We start from the raw sequence: 16,255 nt of genomic DNA, 5'->3' as shown, positions 1-16,255 counted from the left end.
CCGGGGTGCGCCGCGCCGGCGGCAGGTGTGGAAGTTGTCGGAGCAGGCGCCCGGCAGGCGCAGCGCTTCGGCGATCGTGCACCGGAGGGGGCCGGGCCCCCGCTGACCGCGCGAGGGAAAAAGCCATCCATCCGGGATGTCGTAGAAGGCGAGGAATGGAAGGGCGACGCCGCCGCAGCGGTCAGTGCGCGAATGCCTTGCGGAGCCGTTGCGCGGCGTCGGTCAGTACCTCGGTGCGTTTGCAGAAGGCGAACCGGACGAAGGATGTGCCCTGTTCGCGGTGGTCGTAGAAGACCGCGTTGGGGATGGCGACGACACCTGCCCGTTCGGGTAGGGCGCGGCAGAAGGCGAAGCCGTCGGATTCGCCGAGGGGGCGGATGTCCGTGGTGATGAAGTAGGTGCCCGCCGGGCGGAAGACCGTGAAGCCCGCCTGTTCCAGGCCGTCCGCGAGCAGTTCCCTCTTGCTCCGCATGTCGGCGCGGAACTCATCGAAGTACGAGTCGGGCAGGCGCAGGGCCTCGGCGACCGCGTACTGGAAGGGCCCGGACGCAACGTACGTCAGGAACTGCTTCGTGGAGCGGACTGCGGTCACCAGTTCCGCGGTTCCGGTAACCCAGCCGACCTTCCAGCCGGTGAAGGAGAAGGTCTTGCCGGCCGAGCCGATGGTGACCGTGCGCCCGCGCATCCCGGGGAGGGTGGCCAGCGGGATGTGCTCGGCGGTGTCGTAGACCAGGTGCTCGTACACCTCGTCCGTCACCACCAGCAGGTCGCGCTCCACCGCCAGCTCGGCGATCGCGGTCAGCTCGGTGCGGGTGAGGACCGTGCCGGTCGGGTTGTGCGGGGTGTTGACCAGGAGGAGACGGGTGCGCGGGGTGACCGCCGCGCGCAGCTCGTCGAGGTCGAGGCGGAAGACGCCGGCCTCGGCGTCGGGACGGAGGGTGACCGGGACCCGGGTGCCGCCGGCCATCGCGATGCTGGCCGCGTACGAGTCGTAGTACGGCTCCAGGGCGACGACCTCGTCACCCGGCTCCAGGAGCGCCAGCAGGGTGGCGGCGATGGCCTCGGTGGCGCCGGCGGTGACCAGGACCTCGGTGTCCGGGTCGTAGGACAGGCCGTACCGGCGCTGCTGGTGTGCCGCGATCGCGGTGCGCAGCTCGGGGACGCCCGGACCCGGCGGGTACTGGTTGCCGCGGCCCTCACGGATCGCGCGTACGGCCGCCTCGCGAACTTCCTCCGGACCGTCGGTGTCCGGGAAGCCCTGCCCCAGGTTGATGGAGCCGGTGCGCAGGGCGAGGGCGGACATCTCGGCGAAGATCGTGGTGCCGAACTCGGCCAGCCGACGGTTCAGGAGCGGGCGTTCGCTGGAGGTCATGCCGGTCATCCTGCGCCCAAGCTCTGGAGTTCCTCAACTCCGCTTTGGCTGGTGAGACGGCCGGGCATTCCCAGTCCACGCCGCGTTCGCGCGGCGGCCGGGGCGCCCACGGGGGGTCGCCCGCGGGGGAACGGAAAGAAGGTGACGTGATGGGCACCGTCTTCATCGTGGTGGTGGCCGCGTTCATCTGCCTGGCGATCGTCGTGTCGGCGGTCCGCAGGGGCGGACGGGGCAAGGGGCGGAGCAGGGGGGCGTACCGCGGGGGCGGATCCTCGGCGGCGTCGTCCTCGTCCTACGACAGCTCCGGCAGCTGGTGGGCCGGGGACTCGGGGTCGTCGTCCTCGCACGGCGGTCATCACGGCGGCGGCCACTCCTGCGGCGGCGGCCACTCCTCCTCCTGCGGCGGCTCGTCCTGCGGCGGCGGGTCCTCCTGCGGCGGCGGGGGCGGCTGCGGCGGGGGCAACTGAGCGGCCCGGCGCGGGAGCGCGGGAAGCAGCCGCGCGGGCGGCGGTTGACCGGGGCGTTCGGCCGGAGAGCGGGGAGCTCTGGCCGGGCGCCCCGGCGTGCGCCGGACCCGGGGGAGCGCACCACATGGTTGAACAGTTGAGCTGTGGAGCCCTCTGAGGGATGGAAACCCCACGAAGTTGGGTAAAAACGCTGTGGCGGCACCACAGTTCATGATTCCCTCTAAATCACCAAAGCAGCACCTCGGACGTCCTGACGACACCCCTCCCCGGCTGGGCCGGCCGGGCCGATCTCCCGGTGTCGACCGAGGTGCGCCGGACCACACTCCCCGTCTTTTGCGTGTTAGCGGAGCCGATCCATGCTCACGACCCTTCACACCTCCTACACCGATACGCGCGCGGCCGACCTCGCCTGGGCCCTGGGACGCGAGCCGCTGCCCGCCCTGGCCACCCTCGACCTGGAGCTGTCCGGGGCGAAGCTGCAGTTGAGACTGCTCGGCGCGTCCCACCAGGTGCTCCTGGAGGAGGAGTGCGGCGGCTGTTCGGAGACGGTGGCGTGCATCCCGGGGTCCAGCACCCCCCTGCCGCTCGGGGTCGCCAAGCGCATCGGCGACTGGGAGTACGAGTTCGCGGCCCGCGTCGAGGTGCTGTCACCGGGCTCGTTCGCCGGCCGGGCCCAGGAACTGCTGGCCCTCGTCTCCGAGCACCCGTACGGCCTCGCCGGGGTCTTCCCGGGCAGTCCGCACGCGTTCACCGCGATGCTGGCCCAGCGCCACGAGGGCCAGGTGCACTGGCGCACCTGGCACGCGTACCCGCAGGACGGCCAGCTGGTGGCCACCCGGACGAGGGTCGGCGTACGGGTTCCGGTGCCCCAACCCGTGGGCGGATGACATAAACCAACGAGGCGTCAAAAGGCCCGGAGTTCCACACGTGTGGGTGACGAAGCGTACCGAGCGAGTGACGTAACGTCGCAGAGTGATCGATCCGCACGCACCCGCCCCGCCCGGCACACCGCCGCCCTGGGGCACCCCCGCGCCGCTGCCCGTGCGGCCGGGGACGGGCCGCTTCCTGGTCCTGGCGTGCGTGTTCGTCTGCGCGGCCTGCGGATTGGTGTACGAACTCGAACTGGTCGCCCTCGCCTCGTACCTGATCGGCGACTCGGTCACCCAGGCCTCCGTCGTGCTGTCCGTGATGGTCTTCGCGATGGGTGTCGGCTCCCTGGCCGCGAAGCGGCTGCGCTGGCACGCCGCGGCCGGGTTCGCCGCGGTGGAGGCCGCGCTGGCGCTGGTCGGCGGGTGCAGCGCGATGGCCCTGTACGCCGTCTTCGCCTGGACCGGCGACTGGGGCGGCCTGTGGGCCCTCGGCCCGCGCTGCCTCCTGGTCGGCTTCTCCCTCGCCATCGGCCTGCTCATCGGTGCCGAGGTGCCGCTGCTGATGGAGCTGATCCAGCGCATCCGCCGCCAGGACGCGGGCGGTGCGGTGGCCGACCTGTTCGCGGCGGACTACGTCGGCGCCCTCGTCGGAGGGCTGGCCTTCCCGTTCCTCCTGCTGCCCTTCCTCGGCCAGCTGACGGGGACCCTGCTCACCGGCACGGTCAACGTCGCCGCCGGGGGCGCCCTGGTCCTCGGCCTGTTCCGCCGCGACCTGTCCCGCCGGGCCCGCTGGACCCTCCTGGTCGCCAACCTCACCGTCCTCGGTGTCCTCGCCTCCGCCGCCGCCCTCGTCGGCGACTTCGAACGGGCCGCGCGGCACGCCGTCTACGGCGCCGACGTCCGGGTCGCCCTCCAGACGGATGTCCAGGAGATCGTCCTCACCGGCGGCACCCACGGCCGCCCCCTCGACCTCTTCCTGGACGGCCGGCTGCGGGTCGGCGGCCATGACGAACGCCGCTACCACGAGGCCCTCGTGCACCCCGCGATGAGCGGCCCGCACGCGCGCGTGCTGATCCTCGGCGGCGGTGACGGCATGGCCGCCCGCGAGGTGCTGCGGCACACCGGCGTCGACCGCGTCGACATCGTCGAACTCGACGCGGGCCTGGTCCGCCTCGCCCGCCACGACCCCGCCCTCGCCGCGCTCAACGGCCACGCGTACGACGACCCCCGCGTCCACGTGGCCACCGCCGACGCCTTCCAGTGGCTGCGCGAGGCACCCCGCTCCGGCTACGACGTCGTCATCGCCGACCTGCCCGACCCCGGCATCACCGCCAGCACCAAGCTGTACTCCCAGGAGTTCTACGGCCTGGCGCGCCGCGCCCTCGCACCGGGCGGCCGGCTGGTCGTGCACGCCGGGCCGGTCCAGGGCCGCCCCCGTGCCTTCTGGACGGTCGCCGCGACCGTACGGGCCGCCGGCCTGGCCACCACCCCCTACCGGGTCCTCGGCCACGACGCCGGCTTCACCCCCGGACCCGACCGTTCCGCGGGCGAGTCCAGGGCCCCGCACGACTGGGGCTTCGTGCTGGCGGCGGCGGGTTCGCGGGGTCCGCCGCTGCGGCTCCCGGCCGACGGTCCGCGGCTGCGGACGCTGACGCGGGGGGCGCTGGCGGCGGACGCGCTGGCGACTCCGGCGGCCGCGCTGCCGCCGTCGACGCTGGTGCATCCGCGGTACTGAACGGCGCCGCGACCGCGGCAGGGGGCGCGCAGCGTGCCGTGCGCCGGGGAAGGGTGTGCCGGACCGACTCGTGGGTAGGCTCAGTCGCCATGGAGCACCAGGTGTACGTCCCGGCCCCGGCCTCGCGGCTCAGGGAGGCGCTGGCCGACCCCGCGCGGGTCGTCCGGGCGGTCCCCGGCCTCCAGCAGGACGCGGGCGCCGATCCCGGCACCGGCAGGCTCAAGGTCCGGATCGGCAGCCACTCCATCACCTACCGGGGCTCCCTGCGCGTCGGTGTCCGCGGCGACGGCTCCTACGTGCTCGACGGCGACGCCACCGAGGCGCGCGGCGCCGGGACGGTGAAGCTGGCGCTCACGCTGCGCCTCACGGACGCCGACGGGGGCTGCACGGTCGCGGTGACCGGTACGGCCTCCGCCGACGGGCGGGTCGCGGAGCTGCCGGCGGAGGCGGTGGAGTCGGCGGCGAAGAGGCTGCTGAGCCGCTTCGCGGAGGGGCTGGCACAGGCTCCCGCCGACGAACCGGCCTCGGTCTTCGAGACGGAGGTCCCACCACCGTCCCTGGCACCGGAGCCGGAGCCGGAGCCGGAGCCGGAGCCGGAATCGGAATCGGAGCCGGAATCGGTGGAGGGGCAGTCGGTGGAGGAGCAGGTGGACGAGCCGGTGGTGGAGCCGCTCCCCGAGATCTTCGCGGAGGCCGCGCACGCCCGTCGGACGATGATCGGCCGCAGTGCGGAGGAGGTCGACCACGCGCCGCCGCGGGGCCGGTACGCACCGGTCCCGGCACCGCAGACGGTGGCGGGCGGCTCGGCCCTGCGATGGGCCGCCCCGGCGGCGGCGCTGGCCCTGGCCTCGGCGATCGTGGTGACGAGGGCGCTGCGGCGCCGCCGCTGACTGTCGCGGGGCGGGGGTTTCCCTCACCGGCGCTCGCCGGGTGCCGCCGCGCCCACCTGTGCCGCTCTGCGCCACGCCTGCCCGCAGCTGGGTCTGGGTCGACCGACAAGGTGCCCGCGCCTGAAGCGCCCCGTCAGGGGCGCGGGGAACTGCGCGAGCGACCCCCACCCACCCGCACCCGAAACCCGACCCCGCCCCCACTACTCTCGTCCCGTGAGTAACGAAGACATCACGCTGACCGCAGGCGACGTCACCCTCCATCTGCACCCCGGCAACGGCGGCCGGATCGCCGGGCTCGAAGTCGGCTCTCTGCAACTCCTCCGCCAGGGCGACCGCTTCGGCTGCTTCCCGATGGTGCCGTGGTGCGGCCGGATCCGGGACGGCCGTTTCCGCGACGGCGCGACCACCGTCCAGATGCCCCTCAACTCCCCGCCGCACGCCATCCACGGCACCGCCCGCGACGGCGCCTGGCGCACCGCGCGGGTCTCGGCGAGCGAGGCCGTGATCACGCGCGAACTCGGTGCCCCCTGGCCCCACCCCGCCCGCGTCACCCACGACGTACGGCTCACCGAGGACTCGTTGACGCTGACGATGGGCGTCGAGACGTACGACGACTCCTTCCCGGCGCAGATCGGCTGGCACCCCTGGTTCAACCGCAACCTCGGCGACCAGGACGTCCAGGTCGACTTCAGCCCCGCCTGGCAGGAGGAGCGCGGTGCCGACCACCTGCCGACCGGCAACCGGATCGACCCGAAGCCCGGCCCCTGGGACGACTGCTTCGGCATGCCCGACGGAGTCGACGTCACCCTCACCTGGCCCGGCCTGCTGGAGCTGAAGGTCGCCAGCCGCGAGCAGTGGGTCGTGGTCTACGACGAGCAGCGGGAAGCCGTGTGCGTGGAACCGCAGACCGGCCCGCCGAACGGGCTGAACACCCTGCCCCGCCTGGTCACCCCGCTGGAGCCGCTGGAAGCCGCCACCACCTGGACGTGGACGCGCCTCTAAGCTGGTCGGCATGACGGACGTACGCGCTGAGCTGCTGCAACAGATCAAGGACAAGGCCGTGGTGCACGGCAGGGTGACCCTGTCGTCGGGGCTGGAGGCCGACTACTACATCGACCTCCGCCGCGTCACCCTCGACGGCACGGCCGCCCCGCTGGTCGGGCAGGTGCTGCTGGACCTGACGGCGGACCTGGAGTTCGACGCCGTGGGCGGGCTGACGATGGGTGCCGACCCGGTCGCGGGCGCCATGCTGCACGCGGCGGCCGCGCGTGGCCGGCACCTCGACGCCTTCGTCGTCCGCAAGGCGGCCAAGGCGCACGGCATGCAGCGCCAGGTCGAGGGCCCGGAGATCAAGGGCCGCCGCGTCCTGGTCGTCGAGGACACCTCCACCACCGGAGGCTCCCCGCTCACCGCGGTGGAGGCGGTGCGCGCGGCCGGCGCCGAGGTCGTCGCCGTCGCCACCATCGTGGACCGGGCGACGGGTGCCGCCGAGAAGATCCAGGAGGGCGCCGGCGTGCCGTACCTGTTCGCCTTCTCGAAGGATGAACTGGGTCTGGACTGAAGCCCGGTTGACGGGTGGGATTGACCCGGATTTGACCGGTGCGTGGAGCATCGGTCGAGGTCTGGAAAGATGGGCACGACGATGACGTCGCCCCCATAGGTCTAGGTCAGGGCCGTAAGAAAACAGCAGTACGCCGACCCGCACACCCAAGGAGCGGACCCATGCCCATCGCAACTCCCGAGGTCTACAACGAGATGCTGGACCGGGCGAAGGCAGGCAAGTTCGCCTACCCGGCCATCAACGTGACCTCGACCCAGACCCTGCACGCGGCGCTGCGCGGCTTCGCGGAGGCGGAGAGCGACGGCATCGTCCAGATTTCCACCGGTGGTGCCGAGTTCCTCGGTGGCCAGTACAAGAAGGACATGGTCTCCGGCTCGGTGGCGCTCGCCGAGTTCGCGCACATCGTCGCCGAGAAGTACCCGGTGAACATCGCGCTGCACACGGACCACTGCCCGAAGGACAAGCTCGACGGGTACGTGCGTCCGCTGCTCGCGATCTCCGAGGAGCGGGTGAAGAACGGCCGCAACCCGCTCTTCCAGTCGCACATGTGGGACGGCTCCGCCGAGACCCTCGCCGACAACCTGGCCATCGCGCAGGAGCTCCTGGAGCAGGCCCGCCGCGCCAACATCATCCTCGAGGTCGAGATCACCCCGACCGGCGGCGAGGAGGACGGCGTGTCGCACGAGATCAACGACTCGCTGTACACGACGGTCGACGACGCCATCCGTACGGCCGAGGCGCTCGGGCTCGGCGAGAAGGGCCGCTACCTGCTGGCCGCCTCCTTCGGCAACGTGCACGGCGTGTACAAGCCGGGCAACGTCGTGCTCCGCCCCGACCTGCTCAAGGAGCTGAACGACGGCGTGGCCGCCAAGTTCGGCAAGCAGTCGCCGTTCGACTTCGTCTTCCACGGCGGCTCCGGCTCCACCGAGCAGGAGATCCGCACCGCGCTGGAGAACGGCGTCGTGAAGATGAACCTGGACACGGACACCCAGTACGCCTTCACCCGTCCGGTGGCCGACCACATGTTCAGGAACTACGACGGCGTCCTGAAGGTCGACGGCGAGGTCGGCTCCAAGAAGACCTACGACCCGCGCACCTGGGGCAAGCTGGCCGAGGCCGGCATGGCCGCGCGTGTCGTCGAGGCCACGCAGAACCTGCGCTCGGCGGGCAACAAGATCAAGTAAGCGGGCGCCCGCTCCCGTCGGACCCGGCGTCTGTTCTACGGCGCCGGGTCCGCTGTATACCTGGAACCATGCCCGACGTCCGGCTGGCCTCCTCCCAGGGCAAGTGGATTCTGCTCACCACCGTCCTCGGCTCCAGCATGGCGATGCTGGACTCGACGGTCGTCAACGTCGCCCTGCCCCGCATCGGGGAGGATCTGGACGCGAGCCTGTCCGCCCTCCAGTGGACGGTCAACGCGTACATGCTCACGCTGGCCGGCCTGATCCTGCTCGGCGGCTCGCTCGGCGACCGCTACGGCCGCCGGAAGGTCTTCGTGGTGGGCGTCGTCTGGTTCGCGGCCGCGTCCCTGATGTGCGGCCTCGCTCCGAACGACGCGATGCTGATCGCCGCCCGCGCTCTCCAGGGCATCGGCGGCGCCCTGCTCACCCCCGGCTCCCTGGCCCTCATCCAGGCCTCCTTCCACCCCGACGACCGGGCCCGCGCGGTCGGCCTGTGGTCCGGCTTCGGCGGCATCGGCGCGGCGGTGGGGCCCTTCCTCGGCGGCTGGCTGGTGGACGGTCCGGGCTGGCGCTGGGTGTTCCTCCTCAACGTCCCGCTGGCCCTGCTCTGCGTCCCCGTCGCCCTGCGCCACGTCCCCGAGTCGGCCGACGGACGCGCCCACGGCCGTTTCGACGTCCTCGGCGCGGTGCTGGGCGCCCTGGCCCTCGGCCTGGTCACCTTCGCGCTGATCGAGGCCGGTACCGCGTCCCTGCTCGCGGTGGCGGGCGTCGCGGCCGGGGTGGCCTTCGGGTACGTCGAGAAACGCCGCCAGGACCCGATGCTCCCGCTGGACATCTTCGGCTCCCGCCAGTTCACGGCACTCAACGTCGTCACCCTGTGCGTGTACGGCGCGTTCGGCGGCTACTTCTTCCTCACCGCGCTGCAACTCCAGGTGGTGGCGGGCTACTCGGCGCTGGCCGCCGGTACGGCACTGCTGCCGACGACGGCCCTGATGCTGCTGTTCTCCGCCCGCTCGGGTGCCCTGGCCGACCGCATCGGCCCCCGCATCCCCCTAACGGTGGGCCCGCTGCTCTGCGCCACCGCGATGCTCCTGATGCTGCGCGTCGGCGCACACGCGGACTATCTGACCGACGTGCTGCCGGCGGTCCTGGTCCAGGGCGTCGGCATGGTCGTCCTGGTGGCCCCGCTCACCGCCTCCGTCCTCGCCTCCGTGGACACCGCGCGGGCGGGCATCGCCAGCGGCATCAACAACGCGGCGGCCCGCGCCGCCGGCCTGCTCGCGGTGGCGGCGCTGCCGCTGCTGGCCGGGATGGGGCCGGAGGCCTACCGGTCGCCCACGGCGTTCGACAAGGCGTTCGACCGGGCCATGCCCATCTGCGCGGGCGTGCTGGTGGTCGGCGCGGTGCTGGCCTTCACGCTGGTACGGCGCCCGGCCCCGGGCTGCGTACGCCCGGAGTGCCGTCGGCACGGGAACGTCACGACGCCGCCGCTGGAGACGGACGGCCGCAGCTGACCGGCGGGAATCCCGAGCCGCCCCGCCCTGCAAGCTGATCGTGCACGCAATTCGGTGGTGCCCTCTTCCGGCGCGCGCGGCCTCCCGGAAGGTGGTCCTCGGCGTGAGCGTCGACGCGTCGGGGAACCTGACGGAGTCAGTCGACGGAGGGCCGTTCACGGACTCGCGCCTGACCCTGCAGTACGCGCAGCCCTGGAACAGGCCCACCCAGCCGTTCCGGGCCATGTACTGGATGGGCGAGAACGACGTGCGGGCCGTCCAGTGGTTCGCCACTCCCGGCGTCACTCCCGGCGTCACTCCCGGCGTCACGGTCGGCTTCTCGCGCGGAGCGACGGCGCGGCCCTCGCTCGCGGCGGCGGTCACGAAGGCGGCACACGCCCTCGACACCGTCGCGGTGTCCGGCGCCGGAGACGACTCCGACGTGGCCGCGGGCACCGGCGTGCCGTACGACACCGGATACGACGGGACGGGGTTCTGGACGTTCGCCCAGGCACACCTCGGAACCGGCACGGTGGCCTGGGCGGCGCGCCGATCCCTCAGACTGGCCACCATGAGCATCCACCAGAACCTCCTCGGCGGGCCGCCCCCCACCCACCTCCCCGACGAGCCCGCCCCCCGCGAGCTCCTCGAACAGGGCACCGCCCCCGCGGACGTCGCCGCCAAGTACCCCACCTCCTCGCTCGCCTGGGCCCAGCTCGCCGACGACGCGTTCGAGCGCGGCTCGGTCGTCGAGTCGTACGCCTACGCCCGTACGGGCTACCACCGCGGCCTGGACGCGCTGCGCCGCAACGGCTGGAAGGGGCATGGGCCGGTCCCCTGGGAGCACGCGCCCAACCGTGGCTTCCTGCGCGCCCTGCACGCCCTGGCCCGGGCCGCCGGAGCCATCGGCGAGAAGGAGGAGTACGAGCGCTGCACGCAGTTCCTGAAGGACTCCTCGCCGACCGCGGCCGAGGCCCTCGGCTAGCCGCTCGTTCGGCCGTCTGGCCCGTCTGGCGACAGGCGGGCCTTGCCGGATGCGGGTTATGTTGCGGAAGATGCCGGTGGGGACCGGGGCCCCCGTGTCGGCATCGGCAGGGGCGGACCGCTACCCGGAGTACAACAGGAGACAGCGATGTCCCAAGAGGCTCTCGCAACCAACGAGCCCGAGACCCCGCATCTCGACTTCGCCGGCACGACCCCCTACGAGGACTACGTCAGGGCGGACGTGCTCACCCACCTCCAGCACACCCTCTCCGACGATCCCGGAGAGATGGTCTTCCTGGTCACCACCCAGGTGATGGAGCTGTGGTTCACCGTCATCGTGCACGAGTGGGAGACGGCCGCGGCGGCGCTGCGCGGTGACGACCTGCCCACGGCGATCGCCGCGCTGAAGCGTTCCACCCGTGAACTGGAGGCGCTGAACGCCTCCTGGAAGCCGCTCGGCCAGCTCACCCCCGCCCAGTTCAACTCCTACCGCTCGGCCCTCGGCGAGGGTTCCGGCTTCCAGTCGGCGATGTACCGGCGGATGGAGTTCCTGCTCGGCGACAAGTCCGCGTCCATGCTCGTCCCGCACCGCGCCGCGCCGCGCGTGCACGCGGAACTGGAGAAGGCGCTGCACGAGCCGAGTCTGTACGACGAGGTGGTGCGGGTACTGGCGCGCCGCGGGCATCCGATCCCGGACGCGGTGCTGGAGCGTGACACATCACTGCCCTACACGCCGTCCGAGGCCGTCGAGGCCGCCTGGACGGCCGTCTACTCCGGTGACGGCGACGCCGGCCTCGCCCGTCTCGGTGAGGCGCTTACCGACGTCGCCGAGCTCGTCTGGCGCTGGCGCAACGACCACCTGGTCGCCACCCGCCGGGCCATGGGAGCCAAGCCCGGTACCGGTGGCTCGGCCGGGGTCGCCTGGCTGGAGAAGCGGGCCCGCAAGAACGTGTTCCCTGAGCTGTGGACGGCGAGGTCCCATGTCTGAGCGGGCCCTGAGGGCACAGAAGCTGGACGCCGAGGACGAGCTGGCCGGGGTGCGGGACCGCTTCGTCCTCGACGAGGTCGTCTACCTGGACGGCAATTCGCTGGGCGCCCTGCCCGCACACGTCCCCGGCCGGGTCGAGGACGTCGTCCGGCGGCAGTGGGGCGAGCTGCGGATCCGGTCCTGGGACGAGAGCGGCTGGTGGACGGCGCCGGAGCGGATCGGCGACCGGATCGCCCCGCTGGTCGGCGCGGCGGCCGGCCAGATCGTGGTCGGGGACTCGACAAGTGTCAACGTCTTCAAGGCACTTGTCGGCGCGGTGCGGCTGACGGGGGAGGGCCGTGACGAGATCCTGGTGGACGCGACGACGTTCCCCACGGACGGCTACATCGCCGAGTCGGCGGCCCGTCTGACCGGCTGCACGCTGCGCCCGCTCGCACCCGCCGAGGTCCCGGCGGCGCTGGGCGCCCGTACCGCGGCCGTGCTGCTGAACCACGTCGACTACCGCACGGGCCGGCTGCACGACCTGCCGTCCCTCACCGCCGCCGTGCGCGCGGCCGGCGCGGTGTCCGTCTGGGACCTGTGCCACAGCGCGGGCGCCCTGCCGGTGGGCCTCGACGAGCACGGGGTCGACCTGGCGGTCGGCTGCACCTACAAGTACCTGAACGGCGGCCCGGGTTCACCGGCGTACCTGTACGTGCGACGGGAGCTGCAGGACGGCTTCGACTCCCCGCTGCCCGGCTGGAACTCGCACGCCGAGCCGTTCGGGATGCGCTCGGGGTACGAGGCCGCCCCGGGCGCGCTGCGCGGTCGCGTCGGCACCCCGGACATCCTCTCCATGCTCGCCCTGGAGGCGGCGCTGGAGGTGTGGGACGGCGTGCCGGTGACGGCCGTGCGCGCCAAGTCGCTCGCCCTGACGGACTTCTTCCTGGAGTGCGTCGAGGCGTATGCGCCGGCGGACCGCGTGCGGTGCGTGACCCCGGTGGCCCACGAGGAGCGCGGCAGCCAGATCGCGCTGCGCTGCGCGGACGCCGGGGACGTCATGAAACGGCTGATCGAGCGGGGTGTGGTCGGGGACTTCCGGCACCCGGACGTGCTCCGCTTCGGCTTCACCCCGCTGTACGTCGGCTTCGCGGACGCGGAACGGGCGGCACGGGTGCTGGGGGAGGTCTTGGGGTCGTAGCGGCAGCGACTTGGAGACATAGCGACCGGCGGGTGGAAAGCCGGGACGGTACAGAACCGAGCATTCCTCACCGTGCGTCACATCCGCGTGTCCGCGCACGTCACCGGGCTGATACCGTCCCGGCCAACGGCCGAATTCCCCCACTGGTCCGCCAACATGATTACGCCGCTGAGAGGTTGGAGCATGCCGGACGACGACGCAGCAGCACGGGCCGCCGCCGAGGAGGAGTCGGCCTTCTCGCACCCGCACGTCGCGCCCGACGTCACGGCCGCCTACGGCGACCACCCCGACCAGCTGATCGACTTCTACGCCCCGCGTACCGACGAGCCCCTGGTCCCGCTGGTCGTGGTCCTGCACGGGGGCGCGTGGCGGGCGGCGTACGACCGCGGCCACATCACCCCGTTCGCCGACTGCCTGGCCCGGCGCGGCTTCGCGGTGGCCAACGTCGAGTACCGGCGTGGCGCCGCGCTCCCCGCGCAGGGCGGTACGGCCCCGGTGGCGGGCCGCTGGCCGGACACCTTCGACGACGTGGCGGCGGCGCTGGACGCCCTGCCCGCCCTGGTCCGCGAGGCGGTGCCGCGGGCGGACCCGCGCCGCACGGTCCTCACCGGCCACTCGGCCGGCGGCCACCTGGCGCTGTGGGCGGCGGCACGGCACGTCCTCCCGGCGGACTCCGGGTGGCGTACCTCCGGTCCGGCGCTGCTGCGCGGGGTCGTGGCGCTGGCTCCGATCGCGGACTTCGCGATGGCCGAGAAACTGGACGTCTGCGGCAACGCGGCGCTGCAACTCCTGGGCGGCGAAGAGAAGTTCACCGACCGTCAGCGGTATGCCGACCCGGCGCTGCTGCTTCCGACCGGCATCGCGACCACCCTGGTCCAGGGCCGTACGGACGTGGTCGTCCCGCACGCGGTCGCCGAGTCCTACGCGGAGGCGGCGGCCAAGGCGGGCGAGGTGGTGGGTCTGACGCTCCTGGAGGACGTCGGTCACTTCCCGCTCATCGACCCGGCGGCGGACGCCTGCGCGGTGGTGGCGGAGGAGATCGCCCAACTGGCCTGGTGAGCCCGGCCGATCCGATGACGGGGGTGTGGTCCGCCGCCCGGGGTGTGGTCCGACGGCCGGGCGTGGTCCGTTGGCCGGGGCGCCTCTGAGCCTCCGGGACCCCTACGTCTTGCCCCCTCACATACCCGTAGTACCTGAGAGCTACCCGCAAGGTGAGTTCTCAGGCGGGACGCGAGCGACACGGTCGGCTCCGTAATTTCCCGATCAGACAAGCCCGACGGCCGGGCGGACTGAGCGGGGGGACCGACCATGACGGCGGTGACCGGGGAGCGACGGAGGCAGCGACAACGGGCACGCCGGCGCGGGCGGTTGCACCGCACCCTGCTCGCCGCCCTGCTCACCGCCGCCGTGGTCCTCCCCCTCTCCGCGGCTGCCCGGCCCCGGATCCCGGCCCCGCCACCGGCCGCCCTCCCCGACCGCCTCACCCCGGCCACCCTCGCCACCGCCTACGAGGCCAACCGCGCGGACGCCGCCGAGGCCGCCCGGATGGCCGCCGCCCACGGCGACACCGACCGCGCCGCCGCTGACCGCGCCCTCGCGTCCCCCTCCCGGCGGCTTCTCCGCTTCGACGCCCGAGGCGACGGCCAGGTCACCGAGGTCTTCGGCGACGTGACCCACGCGACCCGCGTCGCCGTGCTCGTCCCCGGCTCGGACACCACCCTCGACACCTACGCCCGCTTCCGCACCATGGCGGCGTCCCTGTACCGGCGCCTCACCCGGGAGGCACCCGGCGACACCCGCACCGCGGCCGTCGCCTGGCTCGGCTACCGCACCCCCGCCACGATCAGCACCACGGTGCTCACCCCGGGGCGGGCCGGCCGAGCCGCCCCGCGGCTGCGCGCGTTCATCCGCGAACTCCGCACCCTCACCGCCCCCGGCCCGGCCTCCGTGGCGCTCCTCTGCCACTCCTACGGCACGGTGGTCTGCGCCCGCGCCGCCCCCACCCTCACCGGCCTCGGCGTCACCGACATCGCCCTGGTCGGCAGTCCCGGCACCGGCGCCGACTCGGCCGCGGACCTGCACACCTCCGCCCGCGTCTGGGCGGGCCGGGGAGCATCCGACTGGATAGCCGAGGTCCCGCACCTGCACGCCGACCTCTTCGGCACGACCGTCGGCTTCGGCGCCGACCCCGTGTCCCCGGCCTTCGGCGCCCGTGTCTTCGCGGCGGGACCCGGCGGCCACAGCGACTACTTCACCCCGGGCTCGGCCTCCCTGGCCAACCTCGCCCGGATCGTCCTCGGCGAGACAACGGAGGTCACCCGTGCGTAGGACGCCGACGCTCAGCCTGTCGAACCCCATGGGCCCCGTACGACACCTGGCGCTCCGTGTGCACGACGCCACCCCACCCGACCGCGACCGAGCCGTGGACGCGCTCCGCGCGGTTGCCGTCCTCGGCGTGGTCCTCGGCCACTGGCTGGTCACCGCGCTGGTGGCGGACGGCGGCAGGCTGCACACCGGCAGTCCTCTCCAGCACATGCCGTGGCTGGCCCCGATCTCCTGGGTGTTCCAGACCCTGGCCGTCTTCTTCCTGGTCGGCGGTCATGTCGCCACCCGCGGCCACGCCTCGGCCCAGGCCAAGGGCACCCCCTACCGCCGCTGGCTGACGGCCCGCCTGTCCCGCCTCTTCAAGCCGGTGGCCGCGCTCCTCGTCCTCTGGACGATCGCGACCACCGCCCTGCTCCTCTCCGGCACCGACGTCACGACCGTCCGCACCCTCGGCAAGCTCGCCCTGTCCCCGCTCTGGTTCCTCGTCGTCTTCGCGGCGCTGACGGCGGCGACCCCGCTCGTCGCCCGGCTCAACCCGCTGTGGCCGCTGGCCGTCGTCCTTCACGTGGACGTTCTCCGTTTCGGCTTCGGCGCCCCGGCCGCCCTCGGCTGGGTGAACCTGGCCGCGGGCTGGCTGGTGCCGTACACCCTGGGCGCCGCCTGGGCCCGCGGCGAACTGGACCGCCCGCGCGCCGGCTGGGTCCTGCTCCTCGGCGGTACGGCGGCGACGGCCGGGCTCGTCGCCTGCGCGGGCTATCCCGCCTCGATGGTCGGCGTCCCCGGCTCGGCCGTCTCCAACCTCGACCCGCCCACCCTGGCCGCCGTCACCTTCGGCCTGGCGCAGTGCGGCCTCGCCCTGCTCCTGCGCGAGCGGCTGCGTCGTGCGATGCGCAGGCCGCTCGCCTGGGCGGCGGTGGCCTTCGTGAACCTCTCCGCGATGACGATCTTCCTCTGGCACCAGACGGCGCTGATGGCGACCACGGCCACCGGCCTTCTGCTCGGCCGCCTGCCCGGCCTGCACACACCCCCCGACGGCCTCACCTGGGTCGCGGCCCGCCTGCTCTGGCTGCCGGCCTTCGCCCTGACGCTCACCGTCTGCTGGGCGGCGTTCCACACCTACGAGCGCGGCCGCCCCCGGATCCGCCCGCGGGTGGTACGCACCCACTCCTCGTCCGATCGGGCCGCACCGGCGAAAGCGCGTCGTGTCTAG

General features: G+C 73.2%; 15 protein-coding genes. 14 read left to right on the top strand and 1 reads right to left on the bottom strand.

Translation table 11 applies throughout. From position 1 onward, the window contains the following. Window positions 1-181 precede the first annotated feature (181 nt). Window positions 182-1,381, bottom strand: a complete 1,200-nt coding sequence (locus IEZ11_RS15605; protein WP_189263329.1) for a pyridoxal phosphate-dependent aminotransferase — start codon at window positions 1,379-1,381, stop codon at window positions 182-184. 140 nt (window positions 1,382-1,521) lie between these two features. Between IEZ11_RS15605 and IEZ11_RS15600 the strand changes: the two genes are divergently transcribed. The 14 genes from IEZ11_RS15600 (at window position 1,522) to IEZ11_RS15535 (ending at window position 16,255) form a co-directional block, all read left to right on the top strand. Further along, the gene (locus IEZ11_RS15600) at window positions 1,522-1,839 is read left to right on the top strand and encodes a hypothetical protein (protein ID WP_189263328.1); all 318 of its coding nucleotides are present in this window, start codon (window positions 1,522-1,524) and stop codon (window positions 1,837-1,839) included. 356 nt (window positions 1,840-2,195) lie between these two features. Beyond that, the gene (locus IEZ11_RS15595) at window positions 2,196-2,726 is read left to right on the top strand and encodes a DUF2617 family protein (RefSeq protein WP_189263327.1); all 531 of its coding nucleotides are present in this window, start codon (window positions 2,196-2,198) and stop codon (window positions 2,724-2,726) included. 85 nt (window positions 2,727-2,811) lie between these two features. Further along, window positions 2,812-4,443, top strand: a complete 1,632-nt coding sequence (locus IEZ11_RS15590) for a polyamine aminopropyltransferase (RefSeq protein WP_189263326.1) — start codon at window positions 2,812-2,814, stop codon at window positions 4,441-4,443. Window positions 4,444-4,532: 89 nt separating this feature from the next. Then, window positions 4,533-5,333, top strand: a complete 801-nt coding sequence (locus IEZ11_RS15585) for an SRPBCC family protein (RefSeq protein ID WP_189263325.1) — start codon at window positions 4,533-4,535, stop codon at window positions 5,331-5,333. A gap of 213 nt (window positions 5,334-5,546) precedes the next feature. Next, a complete protein-coding gene (locus tag IEZ11_RS15580) occupies window positions 5,547-6,335 on the top strand; it encodes an aldose epimerase family protein (RefSeq protein WP_189263324.1) in 789 nt (262 codons plus the stop codon). A 10-nt stretch (window positions 6,336-6,345) separates the two neighbouring features. Next, entirely contained in the window at window positions 6,346-6,894 is a 549-nt protein-coding gene (pyrE, locus tag IEZ11_RS15575; RefSeq protein WP_189263323.1) for an orotate phosphoribosyltransferase, read from the top strand. A 161-nt stretch (window positions 6,895-7,055) separates the two neighbouring features. Continuing rightward, on the top strand, window positions 7,056-8,078 hold the full coding sequence (gene fbaA, locus IEZ11_RS15570) for a class II fructose-bisphosphate aldolase (protein ID WP_189263322.1): 1,023 nt from the start codon (window positions 7,056-7,058) through the stop codon (window positions 8,076-8,078). A gap of 68 nt (window positions 8,079-8,146) precedes the next feature. After that, on the top strand, window positions 8,147-9,589 hold the full coding sequence (locus IEZ11_RS15565) for an MFS transporter (RefSeq protein ID WP_189263321.1): 1,443 nt from the start codon (window positions 8,147-8,149) through the stop codon (window positions 9,587-9,589). 550 nt (window positions 9,590-10,139) lie between these two features. Next, window positions 10,140-10,553, top strand: a complete 414-nt coding sequence (locus IEZ11_RS15560) for a DUF3151 domain-containing protein (protein ID WP_189263480.1) — start codon at window positions 10,140-10,142, stop codon at window positions 10,551-10,553. A gap of 147 nt (window positions 10,554-10,700) precedes the next feature. After that, a complete protein-coding gene (locus tag IEZ11_RS15555; RefSeq protein WP_189263320.1) occupies window positions 10,701-11,540 on the top strand; it encodes a tryptophan 2,3-dioxygenase family protein in 840 nt (279 codons plus the stop codon). After that, window positions 11,533-12,720 carry a kynureninase gene (kynU, locus tag IEZ11_RS15550; protein WP_189263319.1) on the top strand — a complete coding sequence of 396 codons (1,188 nt, stop codon included), beginning with the start codon at window positions 11,533-11,535 and terminating at the stop codon, window positions 12,718-12,720. The genes IEZ11_RS15555 and kynU overlap by 8 nt, the downstream gene beginning before the upstream one ends. A 183-nt stretch (window positions 12,721-12,903) precedes the next feature. Beyond that, window positions 12,904-13,779, top strand: a complete 876-nt coding sequence (locus tag IEZ11_RS15545; protein WP_189263318.1) for an alpha/beta hydrolase — start codon at window positions 12,904-12,906, stop codon at window positions 13,777-13,779. Between the two features lie 249 nt (window positions 13,780-14,028). Beyond that, complete coding sequence (locus IEZ11_RS15540; RefSeq protein ID WP_189263317.1) at window positions 14,029-15,048, top strand: alpha/beta hydrolase; 1,020 nt, start codon at window positions 14,029-14,031, stop codon at window positions 15,046-15,048. Window positions 15,049-15,076: 28 nt separating this feature from the next. Then, window positions 15,077-16,255 (top strand): acyltransferase family protein, encoded by a 1,179-nt coding sequence (locus IEZ11_RS15535; RefSeq protein WP_189263479.1) that lies wholly within the window; start codon window positions 15,077-15,079, stop codon window positions 16,253-16,255.

The sequence above is a fragment of the Streptomyces fuscichromogenes genome, from assembly GCF_014645815.1.
Taxonomy (GTDB): domain Bacteria; phylum Actinomycetota; class Actinomycetes; order Streptomycetales; family Streptomycetaceae; genus Streptomyces; species Streptomyces fuscichromogenes.
Note: the sequence above shows the minus strand (reverse complement) of the source record. Positions and strands in the feature narration are given on the sequence as shown.

Bases quoted from the DNA above. Each gene is read 5' to 3' on its own strand.
- IEZ11_RS15605 (WP_189263329.1), bottom strand. From the start codon at position 1,381: ATGACCGGCATGACCTCCAGCGAACGCCCGCTCCTGAACCGTCGGCTG.
- IEZ11_RS15600 (WP_189263328.1), top strand. From the start codon at position 1,522: ATGGGCACCGTCTTCATCGTGGTGGTGGCCGCGTTCATCTGCCTGGCG.
- IEZ11_RS15595 (WP_189263327.1), top strand. From the start codon at position 2,196: ATGCTCACGACCCTTCACACCTCCTACACCGATACGCGCGCGGCCGAC.
- IEZ11_RS15585 (WP_189263325.1), top strand. From the start codon at position 4,533: ATGGAGCACCAGGTGTACGTCCCGGCCCCGGCCTCGCGGCTCAGGGAG.
- pyrE (WP_189263323.1), top strand. From the start codon at position 6,346: ATGACGGACGTACGCGCTGAGCTGCTGCAACAGATCAAGGACAAGGCC.
- fbaA (WP_189263322.1), top strand. From the start codon at position 7,056: ATGCCCATCGCAACTCCCGAGGTCTACAACGAGATGCTGGACCGGGCG.
- IEZ11_RS15565 (WP_189263321.1), top strand. From the start codon at position 8,147: ATGCCCGACGTCCGGCTGGCCTCCTCCCAGGGCAAGTGGATTCTGCTC.
- IEZ11_RS15560 (WP_189263480.1), top strand. From the start codon at position 10,140: ATGAGCATCCACCAGAACCTCCTCGGCGGGCCGCCCCCCACCCACCTC.
- IEZ11_RS15555 (WP_189263320.1), top strand. From the start codon at position 10,701: ATGTCCCAAGAGGCTCTCGCAACCAACGAGCCCGAGACCCCGCATCTC.
- kynU (WP_189263319.1), top strand. From the start codon at position 11,533: ATGTCTGAGCGGGCCCTGAGGGCACAGAAGCTGGACGCCGAGGACGAG.
- IEZ11_RS15545 (WP_189263318.1), top strand. From the start codon at position 12,904: ATGCCGGACGACGACGCAGCAGCACGGGCCGCCGCCGAGGAGGAGTCG.
- IEZ11_RS15540 (WP_189263317.1), top strand. From the start codon at position 14,029: ATGACGGCGGTGACCGGGGAGCGACGGAGGCAGCGACAACGGGCACGC.
- IEZ11_RS15535 (WP_189263479.1), top strand. From the start codon at position 15,077: ATGGGCCCCGTACGACACCTGGCGCTCCGTGTGCACGACGCCACCCCA.